This window comes from Burkholderia sp. AU30198 (assembly GCF_020419825.1).
Classification (GTDB): domain Bacteria; phylum Pseudomonadota; class Gammaproteobacteria; order Burkholderiales; family Burkholderiaceae; genus Burkholderia.
This window is the reverse complement of record NZ_JAIZSA010000032.1, coordinates 1-23,186: the sequence shown is the minus strand read 5'-3', so window position 1 is coordinate 23,186 and position 23,186 is coordinate 1. Positions and strand designations below refer to the sequence as shown.

The following is a 23,186-nucleotide window of genomic DNA, read 5'->3' as shown; positions in this document are numbered from 1 at the left end:
AAGGCTGCACATTTAGACAGCCCCTAACCCCCGGTTTCGCACAATCAAATTCCGAGCCGTTTTTGGCGTAGGCAACCTTCGTTCACTCGTGCCTGGCACGGGTGTCTCACGACGGTGGCGGCCAATGACCAAGGCATGCCCCACATCGAAGCCTGCTCTTTGGAGATGGTTATGAATGGCCGGAAAATATTGAATGGGATGAGTGCGGCAATCGGCGTCGGCGGGGTGGCGCTACTGTATGCCGCATCGGCAAGCGCGAGTCTCAACGTTGCAGTCGCCGGACCGATGACGGGCGAGTATGCATCGGGTGGCGAGCAGTTCAGGAAGGGCGCCGAGCAGGCGGTAAAGGACATCAATGCGGCCGGCGGCGTTCTGGGCCAGCAACTGAACCTGATCGTCGGCGACGACGTATGCGATCCGAAGCAGGCGGTGTCGGTCGCCAACGACTTCGTCAACAAGAAGGTCGCGTTCGTCAACGGCCACTGGTGTTCCAGTTCGACGTTACCGGCATCCGACGTATACAACGACGCACAGATTCCCGAGATTACTGTCTCGACGAACCCGAAGATCACGGAGCGCGGAATCAAGGGCTTGTTCCGTATTACCGGGCGCGATGATCAGCAAGGCTCCGTTACGGCCGCTTATATCGCGGACCACTTCAAAGGCAAGAAGATTGCCGTCATCGACGACAAGACCGCATACGGCGGTGGCCTGGCCGATGAAATCGCAAAAGGACTCGCGGCAAAGCAGACGCCTGTCGCGTTGCGTCAGTCCATCACGGCAGGTGAGCGCGATTATTCCGGGTTGATCAGCAAGATGAAGGTCGCCGGTGTGCAGGTTCTGGCCTACGGCGGCTATTACCAGGAGGTTGCGCTGATCCTGCGCCAGGCCGCGCAGGCTGGTCTCGATCTGACAGTGATCGGCGGTGACACGCTCAGCAACAACGAGCTGGTCAATGCCGCAGGCCCGCAGATCAACAAGGTGCTGTTCACGTTCCCGCCCGATCCGCGCAAGAGCGCTGCTGCATCGAAGGTGGTCGCTGCCTTCCGCGCGCAAAAGATCGAACCCGAAGGCTACATGCTCTATTCCTACGCGGCCATGCAGGCATACGCGGATGCCGCAAAGCGTGCGAAGAGCACCGACTACGCCGCAGTCGTGAAGCAACTCCATGACGGTACGTTCGATACCGTCGTCGGTCAGCTGAAGTTCGATTCGAAAGGCGATCTGAAGAATCCGGGCTACGTCGTCTACAGATGGAACGGAAACAGCTACGACTACGTCAAGTGATGCGGACGGCAACGCATATCGCATGAAGGGCGCGGCGGCCCGCACGGGGCGGGCTGCCGTGCTGCAACGAGATGTATCGGAGAAGCTATGAGTCAGGCGTTACAGCAGCTGATCAACGGTTTGACCTTGGGGGCGATATACGGTCTGATCGCAATCGGCTATACGATGGTCTACGGCATCATCGGCATGATCAACTTCGCTCACGGAGACATCTACATGGTGAGCGCGTTCATTGCCGTAACGTGCCTTACGCTGCTCACTTCGGGCGGCGTTTCCTCAGTGGTGCTCGCTATTGGCGTGACGCTGATTGTCGCGATCGTGCTGACGTCCGCGTTCGGCTGGACGGTCGAACGGGTCGGCTACCGCCCGCTGCGCGGCTCGAATCGTCTTGCGCCGCTGATTTCGTCGATCGGCCTGTCGATCTTCCTGCAGAACATGGTTCAACTCACGCAGGGCGCACGCGTCAAGTCGGTTCAACCTGTCGTTACGGGCGGCATCAATATACCGATGGGTAGCGCAGGTCACGATGTTTATCTGTCGAACATTCAGATCCTGATCGTCATCGTGACGATTGCGCTCATGGGTGCATTCACGTTGTTCATCCACAAAACTTCATTCGGCAGACAGCAACGCGCGTGCGAACAGGATCAACGGATGACGCGATTCCTGGGTTACGACGCGGATCGCATCATTTCCGTGACGTTCATGATTGGCGCCGGACTTGCGGCTGTCGCCGGCGTGATGGTCACGCTCTATTACGGTGTCGTCGACTTCTCGATCGGCTTCATTGCCGGCATCAAGGCATTCACGGCGGCGGTGCTCGGTGGTATTGGCTCGATTCCCGGCGCGATGCTGGGCGGCGTCATCATCGGCCTGATCGAGGCCTTCTGGTCCGCTTATCTGTCGCCGGAATACAAGGACGTGGCGACGTTCGTGATTCTGATCGTGTTCCTGATGTTCCGGCCGTCCGGGCTGCTCGGCCGCCCAGAGGTGGAGAAAGTCTGATGAGTACGACGATGTCCAAGCAAGTCAATCTTCCATTTCGCATTCGCGATGCGCTGGGCGCAGCGATTGTCGCCGCAGTCGTCGGGCTGCCGATGCTCGGGCTCACGACGCACGACGGCTCAGGCGGTCTTCAGGTGCAGACCCGTTGGCCGTTGCTCGGTGCGTTTGTGATCGCCGCGTTTGTTGGGCGCATGGCACTGCAGTGTCTGCTGGAATATGCAGCGAATATCAGGAAGAGTCGCGTTCAGAAGGGCAAACAGGCCGCGGTGTCCTCGTCAAGGCTGACTTGGATCGGGACGTGTGCCGTCGCATTCGCGATCGTGTTGCCGGCGATGTTCTCCGGCAATCGCTACGTGGTCGACACGGCGACGACGGTGCTGATCTACGTGATGCTCGGCTGGGGACTGAACGTGGTCGTCGGTCTCGCAGGTCTGCTCGATCTGGGATACGTCGCGTTCTATGCGGTCGGGGCTTATTCGTACGGATTGCTGTCGACCCATTTCGGTCTCGGATTCTGGGAAGTCCTGCCGATCGCGGGCGGCCTCGCCGCGGCTTTCGGGATGATCCTCGGCTATCCGACGCTGCGGTTGCGAGGCGACTATCTTGCGATCGTCACGCTCGGCTTCGGAGAGATCATCCGGCTCATACTGATCAACTGGGGCGACGTTACCGGTGGGCCGAACGGTGTCTCTTCGATTCCGAAGCCGACGTTCTTCGGGCTGCCGATGCAAGCGTCGGCGGACGGTCCGACCTTCTCGAGCCTGTTCGGCATCGAATACTCCCCGCAGCAACGGATCGTGTTTCTCTACTACCTGATCCTCGGGATGGCGCTGCTGACGAACCTGTTTGTTTCCCGCCTGCGCCGGCTGCCTGTCGGTCGGGCATGGGAAGCGATCAGGGAGGACGAGATTGCTTGCAAGGCGATGGGGCTCAACGTAACGAACATCAAGTTGTCCGCGTTCGCGATCGGAGCGATGCTCGCCGGATTTGCCGGTGTGTTCTTCGCCGCCCGCCAGGGCTTCATCTCTCCGGAGAGCTTTACGTTCTCGGAATCGGCCACGATTCTTGCGATCGTCGTCCTCGGTGGCATGGGCAGCCAGCTTGGCGTCGTGTTCGCGGCCGCCGTGCTCGTCGTGCTTCCTGAGCTCGGACGAGATTTCTCTGAATATCGAATGCTGTTGTTCGGTCTTGCGATGGTATTGATCATGATCGTCCGGCCCGGTGGGCTGATCAGTCACCGTCGCGCAACGATTACGGCACCTGCGGAGGGCAAATGATGGATCCGATGACGCCGCTGATTTTTGAAAGCGCCCCCGCCGGACTGGGTCGGTGCGAATCGCCTGCCGAACGCGGACCGCTGCTGCACGTCGAAAACATCGTGATGCAGTTCGGTGGGCTTCGCGCGATCGAAAATATGTCGATGACCGCGCGCGCCGGCGAGGTGACCTCGGTCATCGGTCCGAATGGCGCAGGCAAAACGACGTTCTTCAATTGCCTGACCGGTTTTTATAAGCCAACGTCGGGCGCGATTGCCCTGGAGCATCCCACGCGCGGGAAGTTGCGCCTGGATGCGATGCGAAACGCGGACGTTGCACGTGTCGGACAGGTGGTACGGACCTTTCAGAACATCAGGCTCTTTCCGCGCATGACCGTTCTCGAGAACCTGATGATCGCCCAGCACAACGCGCTCCAGAAGGCGTCGCGCTTTTCGATTTCCGGTGCGCTGAACCTGCGAGGATATCGCTCTGCCAGCCGCGATGCCGTTGCGAAGGCAATGGAATGGCTCGAGCGACTCAATCTGCGAGACCTTGCCGACAAGCCGGCAGGCGACATGCCGTATGGTGTTCAGCGTCGCATCGAGATTGCTCGCGCTATGTGCGCTGATCCGATTCTGCTTTGCCTCGACGAACCCGCTGCCGGGCTGAATCCGCGTGAATCCGCAGCATTGACCGCGCTGCTTTCGTCTCTTGCTCGGGACAGGGGTATCGGCGTGTTGCTCATCGAGCACGACATGAGCGTGGTCATGAAGGTCTCGGATCACATCGTCGTGCTCAATCACGGCAAGAAGATTGCCGAGGGCACCCCTGCCGAGGTGAAGGCAAATCCTGACGTGATTGCGGCCTACCTCGGCGAAGAGGAAAGCGAAACATCGGACCAGCAGGCCTGACTACGCGAGGAATTCTTTCATGCTCAAGATTTCGGAATTGTCCGCGCACTATGGCAGCGTGCAGGCATTGCATCACGTCAACGTCGAGGTGAACGAGGGTGAGATCGTCACGTTGATCGGTGCGAACGGCGCCGGCAAGTCGACGCTGATGAACACGATCTTTGGCTATCCGCGCGCGAGCGGCGGTTCGATCGTGTTCGAAGGACGTGACATCACCAAGCGGCCGTCGCACGAGATCGCGAAATTCGATATCGCGATCGTCCCGGAAGGGCGACGTATATTTCAGCGCATGACGGTGATGGAGAACCTGCTGATGGGGGATACATCCCGGGATCGGCAGACGTCGCAGGACATCGAGCGAATGGTCGGGATGTTCCCGATTCTCGGCAGCCGGGCATCCCAACGTGCCGGAACGTTGTCCGGCGGCGAACAGCAGATGCTGGCGATCGCACGGGCGTTGATGTCGCATCCGCGGCTGCTGCTGCTCGACGAGCCGTCGCTTGGCCTGGCGCCGATCTACATCAAGAAGATCTTTTCGGTGATCCGCGAGCTCAACACGCAGTATGGAATGACGATTCTGCTCGTTGAGCAGAATGCTCATCATGCACTGCGAGTCGCGCATCGGGGGTACGTCATTCAGCACGGGCACATCGCGCTCGAAGGAGACGGGCTTTCGTTGCTGGCAGATCCGGCCGTGCGTGCGGCGTATCTGGAGGGCGATACAGCGCAGCTCGACGCGGCGTGACCGATCGCACCGGGGCCAGGGGCGCCGGTGCCGGTCAATCGGCGGGGCGACGTAGCAGCACCGACTGCCCCGTCGATTGTGCGGGACTCCGTGTGGCCGGGTATTGCCAATTCAGACGAATCCCAGCACGGTAATCAATATGCTTTGGTTTGCATCGCTCGACTGTGCAAAATTCCGCAAAAAGTTACCGCTCTGTCACAAGACGGCTGCCGAGAACCGGTTCAGAATTGACGCCAATAGATCGGAGCTACGGCGCTCCGGTGTTCATGTCGGACATGTGTCCCGATCGATCTTGACGGAGTAAGAACATGAAGGTGCTGATCGTCTTTGCCCATCCCGAACCGAAGTCGTTCAATGGTGCGTTGAAGGACAAAGCTGTCGCGACGCTGACCGCGCTCGGGCACGAGATCCGCGTGTCGGATCTGTATCAGATGAAATGGCGGCCGGATCTCGGTCTGGATGATTTCACCGGCCCGCGTGCGAACCCCGATTATCTGGACCTGTCAGCCGAGCAGGAGCACATGTTTGCGACGTCGCAGCCGACGCCGGATGTGGCCGCCGAGCAAGAGAAGGTGCTTTGGTCGGATCTGATCATTTTCCAGTACCCGATGTGGTGGTTCGGCATGCCGGCGATCCTGAAAGGCTGGGTTGATCGCGTGATGACGCGTGGCTTCGCGTACGCGACCGGGCGCAAATACGATACCGGCATGTTCAAGGGGCGCAAGGCGATGATCTCGACCACGACGGGTACGGCGTCGAGCCTGTACGAGCCGGATGGCGTCGACGGCGATATCAACCACCTGCTGTGGCCGATCCATAACGGGATCTTCAAGTACCTGGGTTTCGACGTGCTGCCTCCGCACGTGTCGTGGATGCCGGCGCGCGTGTCGGCTGAGGAGCGGGCGGCGTATCTGGCGTCGTACGGAGAACGGCTGCGAACGCTCGAGCAGACGCCGTCGCTGTTCTTCCATCCGTTCGAGGACTACGGTACCGACCAACGTCTGAAGCCGGGTGTGATCGCCCGGTCTGGCTTCCAATGGAACCCGGGCGCGGGACAGAGCCGGGAAGAGGCGGCGGACCAATTTACGGCACCGAACGTCGCCAAGTTTGGCTGAATGGATGGACGGGAGCGACGGGAGGCATTCCTGTCGCACTACCCCACCTGCTTTCCTTTCGTATTTCGACTGGTGTCACCATGAGCAAACCCGACATTTTCCGGAAGCTGCATCACGTCTGTATCGTTGTTCGTGACATGAATGTGGCCACTGCGTATTACGAATCCGCCGGTATCGGCCCGTGGACGGACTTCCCGCCTCTCGATGCGTTCAAGCTCGACGGCTACGATCGCGATGCCTTTCTGAAGCTGAAGTACAAGTTCGCGAACGTCGACAACGTCCAGTTCCAGCTCTGCGAACCGGGTGACGGTGACACGCCGCAAAAGCGCTTTCTGGAAAGCCACGGTGAAGGCGTGTTCCATCTCGGGTTCGCGGTTTCGGACGTCGACGCAGCGGAAGCCGTTGCAACCGGGGCGGGTATCGCGGTACTCGGTCGCGGGCGGTTGCCGGACGGCAGTGGTTTCACGTACTTCGATACGGCGAAAGCGGGCGCCGGCGTCAATCTTCAGGTTCGCGCACGAAAAGAGTAAGACACGGTCGTTCGGTGTCGCGTGTCGACCCGCGCACACTTGTGCTCCTGGCTACGACGATGGGGCCATCCGATCGGTGCCGGAATTGATCGGCACGGAACGGAGACATTCGTCCTTGGTGCCGCCCGACGGGCGGCACGTTTTTTTATCCTTTCAGGAAACACGGCGGCATGTTCGAATGTCGTTGTACCGTTAGATCGTATCCCCTCCCACCTCCCTTGCCGTCGCGACTGACCAATGTAGCGCGCGCGTACTTCACGCATGGAGTGATCCGATGATCCGTCACGAACTCGATAATCCGTTTCTCGAAGCGTTGGGTGCGACCTTGACCGAATGGCAAGACGGATTTGCGGAGATCGCGATGCCGATCAGCGCGACGCATCTGAATCGGCAACGCGTGTTGCAGGGTGGTGCCGTCGCGACGCTGCTGGATGCTGCCTGTGGTTATGCCGGGCTGCACAGTGAGTCGGGCGAAACGGTTCACGGCTTCACGCTGTCCTTGACGATCAACTACCTGGATCGGGGCATCGGGCAGCAGGTCGCGGCCAAGGGCATTCTCGAGCGTAAAGGCAAATCGATCTACTTCTGCCGCGGTGAAGCATGGGTCGACGGTCGCATCCTGATCGCTACCGCACAGGGGACATTCAAGTACGCGCGATAGCGTCGGTCTCTTGTTTGCCGGAGAGATTGGTCGATTCGATTGCCTGGAGGCCGAGCTGTAAAAACCGAGGTGTGCTGTTCCGGTGTGGCGTCACAGGCCGGGCGTGAAGCAGGCCGGGGTGGGGGGGCCGGAATGGGGCGAATGGCGTCGGCTCTTTTTCGAGACGGGGCGGGCGCCCCGCCCACCCCGTGGTACTACCGCATGACGAACGGATTGGCTGTCTTCACGCCGGTATTGATCCACACACTCTTCGTCTGCAGGTACTCGCGGATCGCGTCGATGCCGTTCTCGCGCCCGAGCCCGGAATCCTTATACCCGCCGAACGGCGACATGTAGCTTACCGCGCGATAGCTGTTGACCCACACCATGCCCGCCTGGATGCGCTCCGCGACGCGCAGCGAGCGGCCGATGTCCTTGGTCCAGACACCCGAGCCCAGCCCGAAGCGAACGTCATTCGCGATACGCACCGCGTCGTCTTCATCCTTGAACTTGATGATCGACAGGATCGGGCCGAACACTTCCTCCTGCGCGATCCGCATGTCGTTGCGCACGTCGCCGAAAATCGTCGGTTCGACGAACCAGCCGTTACCGCACGCCTGGTCGCTGCCGGGCTTGCCACCGAGCAGCAGCTTCGCGCCTTCTTCCTTCGCGATGTCGATGTACGCGAGCACCTTCTTGTATTGCGGACGGGTCGTCACTGGGCCAACCTGCGTCTCGAGCGATGCGGGATCGCCCATCTTCGCGGTGCGGGCAAGTGCCAACAGGCGCTCGACGAACGAGTCGTAGATGCTTTCCTGGACCAGTAGCCGCGAGCCGGCGATGCAGGTCTGTCCCGTTGCCGCGAAGATCCCGGAAACTGCACCATTCACCGCGTCGTCGAGGTCTGCATCTTCGAAGACGATATTCGGCGACTTGCCGCCGAGCTCGAGGCTCACGTGCTTGAACTGTCGTGCGGCGGCTTCGTTGATCGCGCGCCCGGTCGAATCCGCGCCTGTGAACGTGATCTTCTTGACGAGGGGATGCTCGACGAGTGGCGCGCCCACGTCGGCTCCGAAGCCAGTGACGACGTTCACCACGCCCGGCGGGAAGCCGGCTTCTTCGAACAGTTTCACGAACTCGATCGTCGACACCGATGTGAACTCGGACGGCTTGATCACGACCGTGCAGCCGGCCGCGAGCGCCGGTGCGATCTTCCATGTGGCGAGCAGTAGCGGAGAGTTCCACGGCGTGATCGCGGCGACGACGCCGAGCGGCTCGTTGCGCGTGAAATTGAAGTAGCCCTTCTTGTCGAGCGGAATCACCGCGCCCTGGATCTTGTCGGCCAGGCCGCCGAAGTAGTAGTACCACTGCGGGATGTACTGGCACTGGCCATACATTTCGGCCATCAGCTTGCCATTGTCACGCACCTCCAGTTCGGCGAGCCGTTTCGCGTCGCGAGCGATCAGGTCGCCGACACGATGCAGCAGTTGGCCGCGCTGGCTCGGCGTCATTTGTGCCCACGGGCCGGACGTGAAGGCCGTGTGTGCGGCCTGGACGGCGCGGTCGACGTCGGCGGCGGTCCCTTTCGCAACCATTGCCCACGGTTCGCCGGTGTACGGATTTTCAGTCTCGAACCATTCGCCGGATGACGACGGACAGTTTCGTCCGTCGATGACCATTTCAAAGCGTTCCATCGTTCCTGCCTCCATTCGGTTAGGGCGCGGCCACCGCACGTCGTTGCGATTCCGCGAGAATTTCCTGCGCCTTGAGAATGACCGGACGGTCGACCATGCGTCCGTCGACTGCGACGGCTGCGCCGTGCGATGCGCAGGCCGTATCGACAACCTTGCGCGCCCATTCGATCTCTTTTTCCGTCGGCAGGAACGCGGCGTTGACTGCCTGGACCTGCTTCGGATGAATGCAAAGCTTTGCGCCGAAGCCAAGTCGCTTCGCGCGGAGCGTGTCGCGCTCGATCTGCGCAGGATCATCCAGTGCGAGGCTCACACCGTCGACGGGCGGCAACAAGTTGCCGAGGCGGGACGCCAGCACGATGTGCGATCGGAAATACAGCAACTGCTCGTCGTCGCCGTCGATCGACAGATCGAGCTGGAAGTCGATGTTGCCGAACACGAGGCGAGTCGTCAGTCGGTGCTGAGCGATGGCGACCACGTTGCGGAAGCCCTGCGCCGTTTCGATCATCGGCAGCACTTCGGTCGGCTTGCCGGCGAACTCGCAGAGGAAGATGTCGTCGATGCGTTCGGTTTTCGGCAGCATGACCGTCTTGACGGACGGTGCGCGGCACAGCGCAATATCCTCGCGGAACCATTCGCTGTTGACGTCGTTGATACGCACGGCCACCGGTGTGTCGTTGGATGCCAGCCACTCGGCAAGCGCGGCGCGTGCGACCTTCTTTTCCGCAGGCGGCACCGCATCTTCGAGGTCGATCACCACGACGTCGACGCCCGAGGCGGCGGCCTTCGCGAAGCGATCCGGTCGATTGCCGGGAACAAACAGATAGGAACGGGGGGCGAGCTCAGACATGTCGATTCTCCGGGTTTTGTGAGGCGAGCAGTGACGGAACGACCGTGGCGTCAGCGATGGCCCAGATCTTCCCGATGGATTCGGTAACTTCGGCTTCCGTTGCCGCGTCGGCGTACAGCGCGAGCGTGCGAACCTTGTGTTCCAGTTCAGCACGCGACAACGTATTGCCGGGGTCGCCCTTCGGATCGTCGACGCGGCCCTCCAGGGTGCGGCCGTCCTTCGTCGTCACGGTCACTTTGCCGATCCAGCGTGCCGGATAGGCGGAGTCGACTTCCGGGTCGAGTTCCATTCGAACCTTGTCGCGGAAGCGCACGATGTCGGGCGACGCGTAATGTGCGTCGAACTCGCGCACGCCGGCATGCCCGTAGGCCGCTACGAGGCCGAGCACCGTCCCCATCGAGAACTTCGCCTGATGGACCGTCTGCGGATTCACGACCGGCCCGAGGACGTCTATTGCGGCCTGGTGAACATGCGTGACCACACGTTCGATGTCGTCCGGCTTCAGCGCATTGCGCTCGATGATTTGCAACAACGCGTCGGCAGCCGGATGGGTGTGTCGGCACGACGCGTGGTACTTGAACGAGGTTTCGGCCAGTGCCCAGCGTGTGCCGAGCCGATCAACCAATTTGTCCGGGTACGTCTGGTCTGACATCCCCGCGCCCATTCCCTTCTCGCCTTCGAGAATGTCTGCCGCGCCGGTGAAACCCTCTGCCGCGAGATAGGCCGCGAAAAGGCCGCTTGCTGCGGCCTTTGCGGTATGCAACTGTTTCGAATCTGCCGCATCCTTGAGGAATTGCCACAGACCCGCCGCTTGCGTACCGGCCGAGCCGAACGCGTGCAGCATTTGTTCACCGTCGAGGTTCAGCAAGTGGCTGACTGCTGCGGCGGCAGCAAGCGTGCCGACGGTACCGGTGGTATGAAACGTCTTGTAGTGGGAGCGGCCAAGGAATTCGCCGACCCGCACGCCGACTTCATAGCCCGCGACGCATGCGGTCAAGAACTCTTTTCCGCTGCGCCCGAGTGATTGCGCGGCGGCCAATGCGGCGGGAAAGACGACCGTGGCCGGATGCAATACGGAACTGTTGTGGAGATCGTCCTGCTCGGCAAAGTGCGAGGCGGCCGCATTGACCAGCGCAGCGAAAAACGAGCTTGTCGTGCGCCGCGAAATCAGCACTTCGCACGGTCCGGATGCGGGCCCGAACTTGAACGCGAGCGCGTGGATGGTTTCCACCGGGCGGGCACCACGGCCCGCGAGTGTCGAGCCGTACCAGTCGAGTAAAAGGTCTTCGGTGCGACGAATCACGTCGACGGGAATCTGGTCGAAGCGGAGTTGTGCCGCGAAGTTCGCGAGAGTTTGGGTATGGGTCATGTTCGAGTCGCTTGCGGTTGCGGGTTAGATCACGCACGCGTCGCGCCATCTGCGAACGTCTGCGTCGGTGAAACCGAGTTCGTGGAGAAGGGCATCGGTGTGTTGCCCCAGGGCGGGGACGGCATCCATGCGAACGTCTTCCGCGTGATCGACGCCGGGCGGAAGGAGCGCCGGGATGCGGCCGGCAGGAGAATCGATTTCGACCCACCGGTTGCGCGCGCGCAACTGCGGATGCGCCCAGACGTCGGCCATCTCGTTCATGTGGGCATTGGCGATCTGCGCGGTGTCGAGTCGATCGACGACTTCCGCAGCAGTGAGCTTCGAGAATGCATCGACGATGATCGCGCACAGCGCATCGCGTGACGCCACGCGCTTCGCATTCGAGTTGAAGCGAGGATCTGCCGCCAGTTGCGGCACATGAAGGATGTGCTCGCAGAATGCGGCCCATTCACGCTCGTTCTGCAGGCCGAGCATCACCGACTTGCCGTCTCCGGCCGGGAAGGGGCCGTACGGATAGATCGTGGCGTGTGCCGCGCCTGCCCGACGGGGAGGCGATGCGCCGTCGAATGCGTAGTACATCGGATAGTTCATCCATTCGACCATGCTCTCGAGCATCGAGACGTCGATCTGCTTGCCGCGCCCGGTCTTGGATCGTTCGAGCAGTGCGGCCAGGATGTTCGTGTATGCGTACATGCCAGCGGCGATGTCGGCGATCGAACAGCCGGCCTTTGCCGGCGAATCCGGGCCGCCTGTTACGGACAGAAAGCCGGATTCGCTCTGGATCAGCAGGTCGTAGGCCTTCTTGTCGCGATACGGGCCGTCCGGCCCATAGCCCGAGATGTTGCAGACGATCAGCCCGGGATGAGACGCATGCAGCGCGTCGTAGGACAGGCCGAGGCGTGCCGCTGCACCGGGTGCGAGGTTTTGCACGAGCACGTCGGCGTCGGCAAGCAGTTTTCCGAGTACAGCGTTGGCATCCGGCGCCTTCACGTCGAGCGTCAGGCTTTCCTTGGAACGGTTGCACCAGACGAAGTGCGATGCTTCGCCGTTGACGCGCTCGTCATAGGCGCGTGCGAAATCGCCCACGCCGGGACGCTCGACCTTGATGACGCGTGCGCCGAGATCGGCGAGCTGCCGTGTGCAGAAAGGTGCCGCGATCGCGTGCTCGAGCGTGATGACCTTGATGCCGGTCAGGGGTTTCATGGCGCGCTCCTAGAAAGATCGCGGCAGACCGAGCAGATGCTCGGCGACGTACGACAGGATCAGGTTCGTCGAGATCGGGGCGACCTGATACAGGCGCGTCTCGCGGAACTTGCGCTCGACGTCGTATTCGTTCGCGAAGCCGAAACCGCCGTGGAACTGCAGGCATGCGTTCGCGGCTTCCCACGATGCGTCGGCCGCAAGCAGCTTGGCCATGTTGGCTTGCGCACCGGCCGGCTGCTTCGCGTCGAACAGCTCGCATGCCTTGTAGCGCATCAGGCTCGCGGCCTCGACGTTCACGTAGGCGCGCGCGATCGGGAACTGCACGCCCTGGTTCTGACCGATCGGCCGACCGAACACGACGCGTTCCTTCACGTACTTCGAGACCTTGTCGAGGAACCAGTACCCGTCGCCGATGCATTCGGCAGCGATCAGCGTCCGTTCGGCGTTCAGGCCGTCGAGGATGTACTTGAAGCCCTTGCCTTCTTCGCCGATCAGGTTTTCCGCGGGAATCTCGAGGTTGTCGAAGAACAATTCGTTCGTCTCGTGATTCACCATGTTCGGGATCGGGCGCACCGTCATGCCGTTGCCGATTGCCTCGCGAAGATCGACGAGGAAAATCGACATACCTTCGGATTTCTTTGCTACCTGGTCGATCGGCGTCGTACGAGCCAGCAGAATCATCAGATCGGAATGCTGGACGCGCGAGATCCAGACCTTCTGTCCGTTGACGACGTAGCGATCGCCCTTGCGAATGGCTGTCGTCTTCAACTTCGTCGTGTCGGTGCCCGTCGTGGGTTCGGTCACGCCCATCGATTGCAACCGGAGCTTGCCGCTGGCGATCTGCGGCAGATACTTCGACTTCTGCTCGACAGAGCCATGGCGCAGCAGCGTGCCCATGTTGTACATCTGACCGTGGCAGGCCCCCGAGTTGCCGCCGCTGCGATTGATTTCCTCCATGATCACCGATGCCTCGGTCAGGCCGAGACCGGATCCGCCATATTCCTGCGGAATCAGGGCGGCAAGCCAACCTGCATCGGTCAGCGCCTGGACGAAGGCTTCCGGGTAGGTGCGTTCTTCGTCGATCTTGCGGAAATACTCCGGCGGGAAGTTCGAACACAGGTCGCGAATGGCCTCGCGAATCTCTTGGTGCGGTGCGGCGATATCGAACACGTGAATCTCCTCTTAGTTTCCTGTGGCGGGATGGGCTTCGGTCAGCGTCACGCGCCCATCGACGCATAGCCGACCACGGGCGCTTTCCGCCCAGATGTGAATCTCGGGCGACGCCGGGTCGTGGGTTGCGCACACGTAGAACGGTTCGTTGTCGAAGAGCGGGCCGATAGCCTTGAATGAAAATCCGGCGATCTGTGCGCGCGGCAGGTTGCGGCGGACGAGATCGACGAGGAGCGTGGCGGTCAGCGGACCGTGGACGACCAGCGCGGGATACCCTTCCTGCTCGGTAGCGTACGGACGGTCGTAGTGGATCCGGTGGCCGTTGTAGGTCACGGCCGAATAGCGGAACAGCAGCACGGGGTCGGGCACGATCAGGCGCCGCCACGTGCCGTCGCCTGGCGCGTCGATTCCGCTATCCGGGGAGCTCGGTACCCGAGGTGCGTCGCGGTAGACGATGTCCTGCTCTTCAGACAGTAGCCCGCCTTCGACATCTTCGAGCTGGTGACGAACACGAACGAACACCAGTTGTCCGCTGCGTCCTTCCTTCGCGCCAACGTCGACGATCTGCGACGTCCGCGTGACCTCGTGACCGATTCGAACCGGACGTTCGAATTGCACCCGGCTGCCGGCCCACATGCGGCGCGGCAACGGGACGGGGGGCAGGAATCCGCCTCGCGTGGGGTGTCCGTCGACGCCAACGTGCGACTGACGAGCAATGGCGGGAAAGAGTGCCCAGTGCCAGAGCGGCGGAAGCGCATCGCCCGGCTCGAGCGTTGCTTCGTGATCGAGCAACGCGGCGAGCTGCGCGGCGAGCCGAGGCGAGACGGTTTCGCGTTCGGATTGTGTGCGCCCGATCCAGTCGCGAAGGGAGTCGAATGCTGCAGACATGTCGTCGGTTTCCCAAAAAATGCGTCGTTGCTGCAAGCGTGACGCACCGGGATGCCGGCGACAATTTGTGCTTTGGAAACGGGGCTTTAAGTGGCGTTTAAGGTGTCACGGCAACCTGGCCGGCATCGTGCAGATGGTCGTCGTCCTGGGCCTTGCCGGTGAGCTGATCGACGAGTTCGCGCGCGAACGACGGCAACAGGTCGAGGCTGCGGATGCAGATCAGCAGATTGCGGGTTGCCCAGTCGTCCTCGATCGTTACGAGCTTGACGTTCATGAGCCGCGCATAGCGTGCCGCCGACGAGAATGGCAGCACGCCGATACCTACGTTCGCTTCGACCATGCGGCACAGTGCCTCGAAATTGCCCACTTCGATCCGCACCTGAAGCGTCTTGTGGAGATCGTTGACGACGCGATTGAGGAAGGTATGGATCGCGCTCGCTTCCGGGAGCCCGATGAAGTCGAAGCCGGTGGTCTCGGCGAACGGAATCGATTCGCGGTCGGCCAGCGGATGTGACGGATGGACGGCGAGGATCAGCTTGTCCCTGCGATAGGGCAGCGTCATCAACGATTCGGTCCTGACCTCTCCCGCCACGATGCCGACGTCCGCCCACCCTTCGCTGATCGCGCGGACGATATCGTGGCTCAGTCGTTCCTTCAGGCCGATATTGACGTCCGGATGGGTTGCAAGAAAGTCTCGCAGGTCGTTCGGCAGGAACTCGGTGGTCGCGGTGGTATTGGCGAACAATCGAATGTGACCCTTGATGCCGCGCGCGTATTCCTGCATGTCGCCGCGCAAGTGCTCGAGTTGCGACAGCACGAGCCGCGCATGATGCAGGAACGCCTGCCCGGGCGGGGTGAGCGTCACACCCTGGCTCGTCCGGAACAGCAGCTTCGCGCCCATGCTCTCTTCAAGGTTCTTGATGCGCGTGCTGGCGGCGGGTACCGACATGCACGAGCGCTCGGCGCCGCGTGTCAGGCTGTTCGTTTCCGCGATGGCGCTCATCAGGCGGAGATCGACCAGATCGAAATGCATTCCCATAATTTGCCTCTTTGCTTTGGCGTGCCGATGAGCGAATCATAGCAACAGGAAAAAATCCGCAAAAGTAAGGATTCCATATACGGGCTTATATTTCCACGTGAGCCGCATATTTATGCGTATATAGAGGGTAAGTGGCATGGTTGTCGATGGTTGATTGTGCAGAATTCCGCAAAATAATCTCGACGCAAATCAAGACGGCTCGTTTTCGTCGATCGACAATCCGCTCAACGTCGGGGGAGCGCAATGAGGCCTCCGTCGATCCGACTGCCCTCTACAGGAGATAGCGATGTTGATTGCACCGTACAAGAATGAGCCGTTCGACCTCTTTGACACCGACGCCGCCGTCGCCGACATGCGCGGTGCGCTCGACAAGGTGCGTACGCGCTTTGGCGAGACGTATCCTCTGATCATCAATGGCGAGCGCGTCATGACGGACGACAAGCTTGTCTCGACGAACCCGTCGAATCCGGCGGAGATCGTCGGCTATTCGGCGAAGGCAACGCAGCAGCATGCCGATGCGGCACTCGATGCGGCGTGGAAGGCGTTCGAATCGTGGAAGCGCTGGACGCAGGAAGATCGCTCGCGCGTGATGCTGAAGGCGGCTGCGATCATGCGTCGCCGCAAGCGCGAACTCGAAGCATGGCTCGTCTACGAGATCGGCAAGAACTATGTCGAGGCCAGCGCTGAAGTCGCGGAGATGATCGACTTCACCGAGTACTACGCACGGCAGGCGCTGACCCATGTCGGTGGACTGGGTTCGCTGATCCACTATCCGGGTGAAGAGAACGAGAGCTTCTACATTCCGCTCGGTGCCGGCGTGACGATTTCGCCGTGGAACTTCCCGATGGCCCTGATGACCGGCATGACCGTGGGTGCGATCGTCGTCGGCAACACCGTCGTGTGCAAGCCGGCGGAGGACACGATCGTGTCGCTGGCGAAGGTGTGCGACATCTTCGAGGAAGCCGGTCTGCCGCCGGGAGTCGTCAACTATCTGCCGGGCTCGGGGCGCGACGTCGGCTCGTATCTCGTCGCGCATCCGCGCACCCGCTTCGTCAATTTCACCGGGTCGCTCGCGACCGGTGCGGCGATCAACGAATCGGCGGCGAAGCTCGCGCCGGGGCAGAAGTGGTTCAAGCGCGTCTTCCTGGAACTGGGCGGCAAGGACGGCATCCTGGTTGACGAGACCGCCAATCTGGACGACGCCGCAACGGGCGTGATCCAGGCTGCGTTCGGCTATTCCGGCCAGAAATGCTCGGCTTGCTCGCGCCTGATCGTGGTGGATTCCGTCTATGACGCGCTGATCGAGCGCGTGATCGAGCGTACGAAGAAGCTGGTCGTCGACGAGGCGAAAAACAACCCGAGCCTCGGGCCCGTGTGCAACGAAATGCAGTACAAGAAGGTCCAGTCGTACATCGACGTCGGCCGCGGCGAGGGCAAGCTGCTGACGGGCGGCAAGGTTGCCGACGCACCGGGCTACCTGATCGAGCCGACGATCTTCGGCGACGTGTCGCCGACTGCGCGCATCGCGCAGGAGGAAGTGTTCGGTCCGTTCGTCGCGGCGATCCGCGTGAAGGACTTCGCCGAAGGCCTGCAGGTCGCGAACAACACGGTTTACGGCCTGACTGGCGCGCTGTTCTCGAACGACCGCGAGCGCATCGAAATCGCTCGCCGCGAGTTCCATGTCGGCAACCTGTACTTCAACCGCAAATGCACCGGCGCGCTCGTCGGGATCCAGCCGTTCGGCGGTTTCAATCTCACCGGTACCGACACGAAGACCGGTGGCCCGGACTACCTGCTTCAGTTCATGCAGATCAAGGCGGTCGCCGAGCGTCTGTAAGTTTGATGTCCCGGTCCGGCGTACGTCCATGCGTCGGGCCGGCTTTTTTCCCGGACCAGAAAACTTAAATGAACATCATTGCGGACAGAATCGGGCAGATCGCGCCCGCGGAGACGATGGCGATGGCCGCGCGTGCAGCGGAGCTGCGCCGGGCCGGGCGGAACGTGATATCGCTGTCGCAGGGCGAGCCGGATTTTCCCACCCCTGAAAACATCCAGGAGGCGGCCATTCGGGCAATGCGCAACGGCAAGACGCGCTATACCGAGGCGGCGGGCATCCCGGAGTTGCGCGAGGCAATTGCGGCGAAGCTCGCGAACGACAATGGCCTGATCTACCCGGTCGCGGGTATCAGCGTGTCATCGGGGGCGAAACAGGCGATCTTCGCGGCGTTCTTTGCGTCGCTGAACGTCGGTGACGAAGTGATTGTGCCGACACCCTGCTGGGTGTCCTACCCCGAGATCGTGAAGATGTCGGGCGGTACGCCGGTCTGTGTCCCGTGCCCGGAAACCGCAGGCTTCAAGCTCACGGCGGCACAACTCGAAGCCGCCATTACGCCGCGCACCAAGTGGTTGATGCTGAATTCGCCATCCAATCCGACAGGCGCCGTGTATTCGCGCGACGAACTGATGTCGCTCGCCGACGTGCTGCGTCGGCATCCCCATGTCTGGGTACTGTCGGACGACATCTACGAGAAGCTGATTTACGTCGATGTCCCGTTCAGCAACATCCTGAACGTCGCCCCCGACCTGTACGAACGCACGCTTCTCATCAACGGTGTGTCGAAGGTGTACGCGATGACCGGGTGGCGTATCGGCTACGCAGCGGGGCCTGCGCAGCTCATCAAGGCGATGAATCTCGTGCAGGGGCAGATCGTCACGAGCGCAACGTCCATCGCGCAATACGCATCGGTTGAAGCGCTCACCGGTAGTCAGGAGTTCGTCGAGACGTCGCGACGCGCGTTCAATCAGCGACGCAAGCAGGTTGTTGAAGCGTTGCGTCGCATTCCCGGGCTGCAATGCCGCGAGCCGGAGGGGGCGTTCTATGCGTTCGTCGGCTGCCAGGAATTGATCGGGCGGCATACGTTGTCCGGTGCGCGCATCGACAGCGATCAGGATTTCGTCCGCTACCTGCTCGACGATGCCAACGTTGCAGTCGTCTCCGGGACAGGGTTCCTGCTTTCCCCGTATTTCAGGCTGTCATATGCCGCATCCGTCGAGCAGCTGGAAGAAGCGCTCCAGCGTATCGAGGCGGCATGCGCGAAGCTGCTGGCCTGAATTCGATCTGACGCATCGAACCACGACGCATCACCAAGAGGCATGTCATGAGCGAAAGAATCGTCATTACCGGTGGCGGCGGAATCGGGTGTTCCATCGCCTACTTCCTGGCCCAGCAGAATCGCACGGATCGCGAGATCTGGGTTATCGAACGTGATCCGACATACAGGATCGCATCGTCGGCGCTGTCGGCGAGCTCGATCCGTCAACAGTTCTCCACACCGTCCTGCATCCAGTTGTCGCGATTCGGCTACGAGTTCATGCGTTCGATCGAACGCGACAAGGAGCGATTCGGTGCAGGAGTCGACTTGACCGACTGCGGCTATCTGTTCGTCGGTACGTCCGACCAGGCGCCCGTGCTGCGCAAGCGAACTGCGCTGGCGCGGTCGATGGGCGTCGCCATCGCCGAGCGATCGCCGGAAGAGCTGATTGCACGCTATCCGTGGTTGAACGTCAGCGATCTCGCATATGCAGCAGAGGGGTTGTCCGGGGAAGGCTGGTTTGACGGATACAGTCTGATGCAGTGGTATCGCAACCGGGCACGTGAGGCTGGCGTTCAGTTCGTAACAGGTGATGCGACGGCATACCGTACGACGGGCAATCGCATCACGCATGTCGAATTGAGCGATGGCCGTCTGATTGCCGGGGATCAATTCGTGAATGCGGGCGGTGCGTGGTCGTCGACGCTCGCGAGTACGGTCGGAATCGATCTGCCTGTTCGACCACGCCGACGTTGCGCATTTGTCGTGTCCTGTCCGACCGCAATTCCGGACCTCCCGATTTTGATCGATACCTCGGGCATCTATTTGAGGCGTGAGCAAAATCACTTCCTGTGCATTGTGTCGCCGTCAGCCGAGCATGATCTCGACGACTTGCCGCTCGACGTCAACTTCGCGGAGTTCGACGACATTATCTGGCCGACCCTCGCGGAACGGATCCCGGCCTTCGAAGCGCTACGTGTCGAACACGCGTGGGCCGGCTACTACGAATACAACGTGCTCGATCACAACGGCCTCATCGGTCAAAGTGGGCCAGAGAATTCGTTTGTCGCCGCGGGATTCAGCGGTCACGGAATGATGCACAGCCCTGGCGTCGGTCGCGGCGTGGCGGAACTTCTGTCGTTCGGTGAATACCAGACGATCGATCTGACTCCGCTGTCGGCTGATCGAATCAATACCGGAAATCTGGTAGTTGAGGAGGCTGTTTACTGAGCGTGGCAAGGCCAAACTGGAGACACGCGCGCCGGTCGCCGTTGTGGTGTCCGGCGCGTTCTCTTTTGTGGACGATCTTGTTGCCGTCAGGCCGGGTGAAGGCCACGTCCGCGGGCATCGCGATACTGCCGCGGGGTCAGATGCGTGGCCAGTTTGAACTGGCGCGTAAATGCGCTATGGTCCGCGTAACCGCAGCTGGCTGCAATTTCGGTAATGCTGTGATCGGTGGTTTCGAGCAGCTTGCATGCGTGATCGATTCGCATCTTCATCAGTAGCTGCTTCGGTGTCAGGTGGAATACTTCGCGTGTCAGGCGCTCGAGCGTGTCGACCGAGATCGATGCATGATCGGCCGCCTCCGTGATGAGGATGTTCTGACTCAGGTGCTGTTCCAGATAGGCAAGAAAGTCGAAAAGCCGCCGGTATCCGTGATGGCGCTCGTCGGGGCGCGGCAGGTCGCGGGAGACGCCGATCATGCCGATGCCGCTTTCGTTCTCGTCGACGATTGGAAACTTCGAACTGAGGCACCAGTATTTGTGCCCGATGCCCGTCGAGTAGAGACGAAGCCGGTCAACGATCGGTGCCTTGTTTTCGATGACGGACAAGTCCTGTGCGACGGTGCTTGCGCCGGTCACGGGAAAGAGTTGGTCCGCGGTCTTGCCGATGACGTCGTCGCGTGCAAGGCCGCTTCGATCGATCAGCGTCTGGTTGACGGACAGATAGCGCGCATTGGCGTCCTTGACGTAATAGAGCACGTCGGGGAGGCAGTCGAAGACTCGCTCCAGCAGCTCCGGATGGCGATCCAACTGTCTGATCAGCGCGACGAGCATGTCTTTGTCGGTTTGGGACGGCATGCGGACTCTGGGCAATAAGGGAACCGGATGCCGATTGTACCGGGACGACAGGCGACGTCCAGGAATGGAAAAAAGGGTTCCGCAGTGGGCGGAACCCTTCGTGCACAGCGATCTGCCGGCGTAAGAGCCTTATTGGCTTGCGTGTGCGGCGGGCCCGAGCAGCGCTTCGCGGAAGCGGCTGCGCAGATACGGGCCGTCGCGCGGCGGCAGGCACACCGGAGCCGGGTCGGTGCTGACCTTGACGGTTGCGAGTACCGGGCCGTCACCGTTCAGGATGGCGTCGACGAAATCGTCGAGTTGCGCTTCCGTCGTGATCGTGCGTGCGTTTTCGATGCAGGCTGCCCGTGCGACAGCCGTGACGTCGACGCCTCGTCCGGCATGTGCGGGCTGCATCCCGGTTTCGGCATAGTGACCGTTGTCGATCACGACGATCGACAGATTGGACGGGCGATCGACGCCAACGGTCGCCAGTGAGCCGAGGCCCATCATCATTTCGCCGTCGCCCACGAATACCACGACCCGCCTGGACGGTTGCGCGCGTGCGATGCCGAGCCCGAACGTCACGGCGCCGCCCATGGCACCCCAGAGATAGAAGTTTTGCGGCGTGTCGCCGGCGGCGGCAACGTCGAAGGTCGGGTTGCCGAGGCTGGTGACGGCCAGTACGCGATCCGCGCGATCGCGGAGGATGCGCTGAACGGCCGTCCGGCGGTTCAGGGGAATGGTCTGTTGCGTCATGTCGATGCTCACTTTTTGAAGTTCTTCGTGCCGATCACGCGCTGGCCGATCAGTACGGCCACCATACGCGATGTATTGAACGCGAAATTCAGCGCTGCCTGGACGGTCGGGGCTACTTCGTCGGCATCGTCCGCGCGGTACACATGGACGCCGGCGGATTCCAGGGCTGCCTGGGTCGACTTGCCCATCGCGACCTGCCACGGGTTGAACTCGCCCCACTCACCACGCATCGTGACGAGCATCAGAATCGGCATTCGGCACTCGTGCTGCAGCGACAGCATGTTGATGCAGTTGCCGACGCCGCTCGATTGCAGCAGCAGCACGCCGCGTTGCCCGCCGACCCAGGCGCCGCCCATCATGGCAACGCCTTCTTCTTCGGTGGTGAGGGATACGGCGTGAATTTCTGAATCGCCTTCGCAAAGCTCGATGAGACGCTTGTGGCCGGCGTCGGGCACGTACGCAACCTGACGTACGTCGGAGGACTTGAAATGCTCGAAGATGGTATCGGGCCAGTTAGCTGACATGATGGGCTGGACGGTTGACGTCGAGAGTAGGGAAAGGGATATCGCGTGACCGGCATGCGCCGATGTGCACGGCGTTTGCGGATGAGACAAGCGTGCCGCAGCAATTTTCCGAACTCAATTTGCGATTGCGTAATGGGTGTTTAACCGCCGGTTAACGTGGGGAAGTGCCACGTCTGCCGGGCTTCGGGCCTATGTTGGATCGACGAATTCGAGGGGTTTGAAGGCCCCGTTTCAGAATCTTGAATTCCAGCAGGATCGTTCGATATGCAAACTGCTGACCAGAACCTTTCGAGGACATGTGATGAAACTTCTGGTGCCAGTGAAAAGAGTGGTCGATTACAACGTGAAGGTCCGCGTGAAGTCGGACAACACGGGTGTTGACATCGCGAACGTGAAGATGTCGATGAACCCGTTCGACGAAATCGCGGTTGAAGAAGCGGTGCGCCTGAAGGAAGCCGGTGTGGCGACCGAAGTAATCGCCGTGTCGGTGGGTGTCGCGCAAGCGCAGGAAACGCTGCGTACGGCGCTGGCGATCGGCGCGGATCGCGCGATCCTCGTCGAATCGAACGACAGCGTCGAGCCGCTGGCTGTCGCGAAGATCCTGAAGGCGCTGGTCGACAAGGAACAGCCGCAACTGGTGATCCTCGGCAAGCAAGCGATCGACGACGATTCGAACCAGACGGGCCAGATGCTGGCCGCGCTGGCAGGCCTGCCGCAAGCGACGTTCGCGTCGAAGGTGACGGTGGCCGACGGTAAAGCCACGGTCGCACGCGAAGTCGACGGCGGCGCGGAAACGCTGTCGCTGACGTTGCCGGCGGTGATCACCACCGACCTGCGCCTGAACGAGCCGCGCTACGTGACGCTGCCGAACATCATGAAGGCGAAGAAGAAGCCGCTGGAAACGGTGAAGCCGGAAGACCTGGGCGTTGACGTTGCGCCGCGTCTGAAGACGCTGAAGGTGGTCGAGCCGCCGAAGCGCGCAGCCGGCGTGAAGGTGCCGGACGTGAAGACGCTGGTCGAGAAGCTGAAGACCGAAGCCAAGGTGCTGTAAGAGG

22 protein-coding genes are annotated in these 23,186 nt (G+C 61.3%); 12 read left to right on the top strand and 10 right to left on the bottom strand.

Annotated features, from left to right (window positions below):
- Positions 1 to 135: 135 nt before the first annotated feature.
- The 8 genes from LGN19_RS38025 (at position 136) to LGN19_RS37990 (ending at position 7,510) form a co-directional block, all read left to right on the top strand.
- Positions 136 to 1,287 (top strand): branched-chain amino acid ABC transporter substrate-binding protein, encoded by a 1,152-nt coding sequence (locus LGN19_RS38025; protein WP_226220087.1) that lies wholly within the window; start codon positions 136 to 138, stop codon positions 1,285 to 1,287.
- Between the two features lie 87 nt (positions 1,288 to 1,374).
- Complete coding sequence (locus LGN19_RS38020; protein ID WP_226220086.1) at positions 1,375 to 2,292, top strand: branched-chain amino acid ABC transporter permease; 918 nt, start codon at positions 1,375 to 1,377, stop codon at positions 2,290 to 2,292.
- Positions 2,292 to 3,569, top strand: coding sequence for a high-affinity branched-chain amino acid ABC transporter permease LivM (gene livM, locus LGN19_RS38015; protein WP_226220085.1), 1,278 nt, complete (start codon positions 2,292 to 2,294; stop codon positions 3,567 to 3,569). Before LGN19_RS38020 ends, livM begins: the two co-directional genes overlap by 1 nt.
- A 104-nt stretch (positions 3,570 to 3,673) precedes the next feature.
- A complete protein-coding gene (locus LGN19_RS38010; protein WP_226220093.1) occupies positions 3,674 to 4,459 on the top strand; it encodes an ABC transporter ATP-binding protein in 786 nt (261 codons plus the stop codon).
- 19 nt (positions 4,460 to 4,478) lie between these two features.
- The gene (locus LGN19_RS38005; RefSeq protein WP_226220084.1) at positions 4,479 to 5,204 is read left to right on the top strand and encodes an ABC transporter ATP-binding protein; all 726 of its coding nucleotides are present in this window, start codon (positions 4,479 to 4,481) and stop codon (positions 5,202 to 5,204) included.
- A 308-nt stretch (positions 5,205 to 5,512) separates the two neighbouring features.
- The gene (locus LGN19_RS38000) at positions 5,513 to 6,319 is read left to right on the top strand and encodes an NAD(P)H-dependent oxidoreductase (protein WP_226220083.1); all 807 of its coding nucleotides are present in this window, start codon (positions 5,513 to 5,515) and stop codon (positions 6,317 to 6,319) included.
- An 80-nt stretch (positions 6,320 to 6,399) separates the two neighbouring features.
- Positions 6,400 to 6,849, top strand: coding sequence for a VOC family protein (locus tag LGN19_RS37995; protein ID WP_226220082.1), 450 nt, complete (start codon positions 6,400 to 6,402; stop codon positions 6,847 to 6,849).
- A 274-nt stretch (positions 6,850 to 7,123) separates the two neighbouring features.
- Positions 7,124 to 7,510 (top strand): PaaI family thioesterase, encoded by a 387-nt coding sequence (locus tag LGN19_RS37990; protein ID WP_122950258.1) that lies wholly within the window; start codon positions 7,124 to 7,126, stop codon positions 7,508 to 7,510.
- A gap of 194 nt (positions 7,511 to 7,704) precedes the next feature.
- On the opposite strand, the gene LGN19_RS37985 is transcribed toward LGN19_RS37990, so the two are convergent.
- The 7 genes from LGN19_RS37985 to LGN19_RS37955 all read right to left on the bottom strand — a co-directional run bounded on the left by LGN19_RS37985 (position 7,705) and on the right by LGN19_RS37955 (position 15,699).
- Positions 7,705 to 9,183 carry an aldehyde dehydrogenase gene (locus LGN19_RS37985; RefSeq protein ID WP_226220081.1) on the bottom strand — a complete coding sequence of 493 codons (1,479 nt, stop codon included), beginning with the start codon at positions 9,181 to 9,183 and terminating at the stop codon, positions 7,705 to 7,707.
- 19 nt (positions 9,184 to 9,202) lie between these two features.
- Complete coding sequence (locus LGN19_RS37980) at positions 9,203 to 10,030, bottom strand: HpcH/HpaI aldolase/citrate lyase family protein (RefSeq protein WP_226220080.1); 828 nt, start codon at positions 10,028 to 10,030, stop codon at positions 9,203 to 9,205.
- Positions 10,023 to 11,399 (bottom strand): MmgE/PrpD family protein, encoded by a 1,377-nt coding sequence (locus tag LGN19_RS37975; RefSeq protein WP_226220079.1) that lies wholly within the window; start codon positions 11,397 to 11,399, stop codon positions 10,023 to 10,025. Before LGN19_RS37975 ends, LGN19_RS37980 begins: the two co-directional genes overlap by 8 nt.
- 24 nt (positions 11,400 to 11,423) lie before the next feature.
- Entirely contained in the window at positions 11,424 to 12,602 is a 1,179-nt protein-coding gene (locus LGN19_RS37970; protein WP_226220078.1) for a CaiB/BaiF CoA transferase family protein, read from the bottom strand.
- A gap of 9 nt (positions 12,603 to 12,611) precedes the next feature.
- Complete coding sequence (locus LGN19_RS37965) at positions 12,612 to 13,772, bottom strand: acyl-CoA dehydrogenase family protein (protein WP_226220077.1); 1,161 nt, start codon at positions 13,770 to 13,772, stop codon at positions 12,612 to 12,614.
- 12 nt (positions 13,773 to 13,784) lie between these two features.
- Positions 13,785 to 14,660, bottom strand: coding sequence for a MaoC family dehydratase N-terminal domain-containing protein (locus tag LGN19_RS37960; RefSeq protein WP_226220076.1), 876 nt, complete (start codon positions 14,658 to 14,660; stop codon positions 13,785 to 13,787).
- A 97-nt stretch (positions 14,661 to 14,757) separates the two neighbouring features.
- Positions 14,758 to 15,699: a LysR substrate-binding domain-containing protein gene (locus tag LGN19_RS37955; protein ID WP_226220075.1), complete on the bottom strand. Its 942-nt coding sequence runs from the start codon at positions 15,697 to 15,699 to the stop codon at positions 14,758 to 14,760.
- A 286-nt stretch (positions 15,700 to 15,985) separates the two neighbouring features.
- Here LGN19_RS37955 and pruA point away from each other — a divergent pair, with 286 nt between their 5' ends.
- The 3 genes from pruA to LGN19_RS37940 all read left to right on the top strand — a co-directional run bounded on the left by pruA (position 15,986) and on the right by LGN19_RS37940 (position 20,021).
- Positions 15,986 to 17,536: an L-glutamate gamma-semialdehyde dehydrogenase gene (pruA, locus tag LGN19_RS37950; protein WP_226220074.1), complete on the top strand. Its 1,551-nt coding sequence runs from the start codon at positions 15,986 to 15,988 to the stop codon at positions 17,534 to 17,536.
- Positions 17,537 to 17,604: 68 nt separating this feature from the next.
- Positions 17,605 to 18,810: a pyridoxal phosphate-dependent aminotransferase gene (locus LGN19_RS37945; protein WP_226220073.1), complete on the top strand. Its 1,206-nt coding sequence runs from the start codon at positions 17,605 to 17,607 to the stop codon at positions 18,808 to 18,810.
- Positions 18,811 to 18,857: 47 nt separating this feature from the next.
- Entirely contained in the window at positions 18,858 to 20,021 is a 1,164-nt protein-coding gene (locus LGN19_RS37940; protein ID WP_226220072.1) for an NAD(P)/FAD-dependent oxidoreductase, read from the top strand.
- An 86-nt stretch (positions 20,022 to 20,107) separates the two neighbouring features.
- Here LGN19_RS37940 and LGN19_RS37935 read toward each other — a convergent pair whose 3' ends face one another.
- The 3 genes from LGN19_RS37935 to LGN19_RS37925 all read right to left on the bottom strand — a co-directional run bounded on the left by LGN19_RS37935 (position 20,108) and on the right by LGN19_RS37925 (position 22,131).
- Positions 20,108 to 20,848 carry a helix-turn-helix domain-containing protein gene (locus LGN19_RS37935; protein WP_226220071.1) on the bottom strand — a complete coding sequence of 247 codons (741 nt, stop codon included), beginning with the start codon at positions 20,846 to 20,848 and terminating at the stop codon, positions 20,108 to 20,110.
- A 153-nt stretch (positions 20,849 to 21,001) separates the two neighbouring features.
- Positions 21,002 to 21,607 carry a thiamine pyrophosphate-dependent enzyme gene (locus tag LGN19_RS37930; protein ID WP_174982216.1) on the bottom strand — a complete coding sequence of 202 codons (606 nt, stop codon included), beginning with the start codon at positions 21,605 to 21,607 and terminating at the stop codon, positions 21,002 to 21,004.
- 8 nt (positions 21,608 to 21,615) lie between these two features.
- Complete coding sequence (locus tag LGN19_RS37925; protein ID WP_175223610.1) at positions 21,616 to 22,131, bottom strand: thiamine pyrophosphate-binding protein; 516 nt, start codon at positions 22,129 to 22,131, stop codon at positions 21,616 to 21,618.
- Positions 22,132 to 22,432: 301 nt separating this feature from the next.
- On the opposite strand from LGN19_RS37925, the gene LGN19_RS37920 reads away from it, so the two are divergent.
- A complete protein-coding gene (locus tag LGN19_RS37920; protein WP_226220070.1) occupies positions 22,433 to 23,182 on the top strand; it encodes an electron transfer flavoprotein subunit beta/FixA family protein in 750 nt (249 codons plus the stop codon).
- The last annotated feature ends 4 nt before the right edge of the window (positions 23,183 to 23,186 follow it).